The sequence below is a fragment of the Chryseobacterium sp. 2TAF14 genome (assembly GCF_052115105.1).
GTDB lineage: Bacteria > Bacteroidota > Bacteroidia > Flavobacteriales > Weeksellaceae > Chryseobacterium.
In genome coordinates, this window is record NZ_JBFRGA010000226.1 from 1 (window position 1) to 3706 (window position 3706).

A 3706-nucleotide genomic window follows, 5' to 3' on the forward strand; every position below is an offset into this window, starting at 1 on the left:
CGGTATTTCAAAGAAGCAACAATTAAAACGACCATATAAAACAGAAACAGAACCCCGTGAATCCAGCCAAAATATTTTACAGGTTCCGGAATATCAAGCAAATATTTGATTGGCATTGCAACAAAAAGTAAAATTAAATAAGATATTCCTTCAATAATTGCTGTTTTACGGTATAAATTGATCATAAATTAGATTGTTTTATTTCATTAAATTTTTATCTGAATTTGGATTAAATAACAAATAATCTGTCTTCTTTTTTATCAGGCATAAAATTGCAACAAATTCTTATTAAAATGTCATCTTAGATACAAAATTTCAATCAGAGGGGAAGTCTTTCTTTGCTCATTTTAAGTTTTAAAAAAATAAACTAATAATTATTTAGGCTTTAAAGAAGATTATGGCATGCTATCTGTAATACAATCTGTAGCAAAATTAATGTATGGAACAGATTTATATTAAGGTGGCTTTTTGTCAAAAATGTAGCGGATATCATGCTTCAACCTACGCCGATTCGTCTCAGAAAAATAATCCGGAAATTGTTGATCACTATTTTTACCATGGTGAGCCTCATTTTACTTTCAACCAGGCCAGTTTTAAAAAAGCTGAGCAGCTTGAATATACGGAAGTTAAAATCATTCACCTGAATGATCATCAAAAAAATGATCTGAAGTATTGCGGATGTAAAAAGAAGCCAAAATCATCACCTGTAGCTCAAAATATAAAATTCACGGAGTCATCAACAAAATTGCCTAAATACGAAGAAGTTTCAGAAACTGAAATTTACTTCAGAGATATTTACCGTTTGTCTTATAATTTTCATTAAAATATAGATGATAGAATTTTCTTTATATAAAAATTGAAAAGGAATTGAATAATTATTCGGTTCCTTTTTTATTTATGTGTCATTATTTATGAATCAGAAAATGCTTATTTCTGGTTTCTGAGAAATTAATTTGTACCTCCTTATAAATTTTAGATAAATCAAAAACAATTTATAAAATCCGGATTATTTTTTTATTGAAACAGCATAAATAAAATATTGCTTTAAAATTGCTAATTATCAGGTGATTATGATTGTAATGATAAATTACAGTATACCAATGCTCCTTTTGGTACAGTAATTGAATATAAGATGATACAGCTGAAAACCCGCACTGGCAAGTGATTTGGGAGAAATAAAACAGGTTTTGCAGGGAAGTTTTATCCTGTATTACCGTACTTTTTTAAACAACAATAAATTAAATTATTATATGAAATCAAAATTAGCAATTTTATCGCTTGCTATGGCGATACCCTCGTGTGCTTTTGCACAAGATTCTATTAAGGTAACGAGCAACGGAGAATATCCTAATACCTTCTCTTCTGGCTCTGCCAACGTACAGCCATTTACACAGTCTGCAAAGAGATTCAATGATTGGTCAATATCTTTTGGTGCAGGTGTTCCATTGGTGCAGTATGCAGATCTTACCTCATTAAAATTTGGTGAAGGAGCAGGAAAAAGTTTGGTTGGGTACTCTGCTTATTTGAGTATTGATAAAGCAATTAGCCATACTTTCGGACTGAAGTTGCAATATGACAGAGGAGAAACTCGTCAGGGTGCATTTTATACCAGAGATGCTGCGCCCGCAAATGCATCTGCAAACGGACAGTACGGAGGAAGAACTCAATATGATGCAATCTCATTACTTGGAGATATTAATTTAACGAATATTTTCAGAAGAGTAGATAATAAATCTCCATACAGATGGGCATTACACGGATATGCTGGTGCAGGAACCATTGGATATAGAGCTTATTTAAAAGACGAAAGAGGACAACGTTTGGTAACAGAGGTTACGCCACTTAAAGATGGTCTTTCTTTTTTTGCACAGGGTGGTGCTGGTTTGAAATATAAAATCAACAGAAGATTGGATCTTGAAGGAAGGGTGATGTATGTAGTTACTACTGACGATAGTTTTGATGGTGGAGACGCCGTGGTGAATAGAAGAAAAGATAATAATTCTGATAATTTTATCAACGCTACCCTTGGTCTTTCATTAAAGTTAGGAAAACATGAATCTCACTTAATGTGGCATGATCCGATGCAGGAAATTTATTACAGAACAGAAGTTTTAGAATCAAAAGTAGATGATCTTGAGGTTTGTAAAGCAGGTGATGCTGATAATGACGGAGTTTGCGATGACTGGGACAGACAATTAGACACTCCTGCAGGAGCAAGAGTTGACGGATCTGGTGTTGCTCTTGATGTAGATTTAGATGGAGTAATCGACCTTAATGATAAATGTGTAACCGTTCCGGGACCTGTTGAAAACAACGGTTGTCCTATTGAAAATCAGTCAACAGGAATAGGTACTGTAGCAGAATCTGAAACTAAATTAGACGGAATTGAATTTGAGCTTAATTCAGACAGAATTTTGCCAAACAATACTCCGATTTTGAATAACGCAGTAAATTACATCAATTCTTCAAACGGGTCTTACACTGTTGTAGGAGCTACAGATACAAGAGGAACTGAAGCGTACAATCAGAAGTTATCTGAAAACAGAGCAAACAATGTAAAGCAGTATTTAATTAAAAACGGAGTAGAATCTACCAAGCTTGATGCACAGGGAAATGGAAAAAAAGATTTGAAATATCCTGAATGCGATCCTGCTTCAAAATGTCCTGAATGGAAAAATAAAGCAAATAGAAGAGTGTATTTTAAAGCAAAATAAATATAATAGCTTCTCTTAGCAAAGACTGTCATTTTATGGCAGTCTTTTTTTTGTGAAAATAAATAACATCTTAATTTATTAAATAAAACATACATTTTAAATTTGGAAAAATATTTCATCAACAACTCAATTTTAGTTATAATTTTGAACTTTAAAAATTCCACGATTGAATACTATTTTAATTATCGATGATGAAGCCAAAATAAGATCGCTTCTGTCACGCATCATCAGTCTTGAAGGGTTTGAGGTTTTCGAAGCCGGTAATCTGAAAAGTGGTCTAAAAAAACTCGAAACCTCAGAAATTGATATTGTGATTTGTGATGTTAAGCTTCCTGATGGAAATGGGGTAGAATTTTCGAAAATCATTAAAGATAAATTTTCAACGGTAGAGATTATTCTTTTAACAGCTTTTGGAAACATTCCTGATGGTGTTCTTGCCATTAAGAACGGTGCTTTCGATTATATAACAAAAGGTGACGATAATACCAGAATTCTTCCTCTTGTTTACAAAGCCGCAGAAAAAGTAGCGCTCAACAAAAGGGTTTTACAGCTCGAAAAGCAGCTAGATAATAAACAATCTTTTGAAAGTATAATTGGTAAATCAGATTCATTTTCTTCCGCAATTTCTTCGGCTAAAAAAGTTGCTGTGACCGATGCTACCGTTCTTTTGACGGGTGAAACAGGAACCGGTAAAGAAGTTTTTGCTCAGGCAATTCATCATGCAAGCAAGAGAAACAAGAAAAATTTTATTGCCATCAATTGTTCGGCTTTTGGAAAAGATTTGTTGGAAAACGAATTATTTGGTCACAAAGCAGGCGCATTTACCGGTGCAATGAAAGACAGTAAGGGTATTTTCGAGGAAGCCAATCAGGGAACTGTTTTTCTGGATGAAATAGGTGAAATGCCATTAGATCTGCAGGCAAAATTATTGCGTGTTTTAGAATCCGGAGAGTTTCTAAAAGTAGGAGACAGTAAACCCATCAAAACAGATG

General features: G+C 33.6%; 4 protein-coding genes. 3 read left to right on the forward strand and 1 reads right to left on the reverse strand.

The window, feature by feature from the left end; translation table 11 throughout:
* Window positions 1-185: DUF3817 domain-containing protein (locus AB4Y90_RS16400; protein WP_441558646.1), on the reverse strand; the 185-nt coding region annotated here is incomplete at its 3' end.
* 254 nt (window positions 186-439) lie between these two features.
* On the opposite strand from AB4Y90_RS16400, the gene AB4Y90_RS16405 reads away from it, so the two are divergent.
* The 3 genes from AB4Y90_RS16405 to AB4Y90_RS16415 all read left to right on the forward strand — a co-directional run.
* Complete coding sequence (locus AB4Y90_RS16405; protein WP_441558647.1) at window positions 440-823, forward strand: hypothetical protein; 384 nt, start codon at window positions 440-442, stop codon at window positions 821-823.
* Between the two features lie 427 nt (window positions 824-1250).
* Window positions 1251-2714, forward strand: coding sequence for an OmpA family protein (locus AB4Y90_RS16410; protein WP_441558648.1), 1464 nt, complete (start codon window positions 1251-1253; stop codon window positions 2712-2714).
* Between the two features lie 166 nt (window positions 2715-2880).
* The coding region (locus AB4Y90_RS16415; RefSeq protein WP_441558649.1) for a sigma-54-dependent transcriptional regulator at window positions 2881-3706 on the forward strand (826 nt) is incomplete at its 3' end.

Coding starts and splice junctions, on each gene's coding strand:
- AB4Y90_RS16405 (WP_441558647.1), top strand. CDS start 440: ATGGAACAGATTTATATTAAGGTGGCTTTTTGTCAAAAATGTAGCGGA.
- AB4Y90_RS16410 (WP_441558648.1), top strand. CDS start 1,251: ATGAAATCAAAATTAGCAATTTTATCGCTTGCTATGGCGATACCCTCG.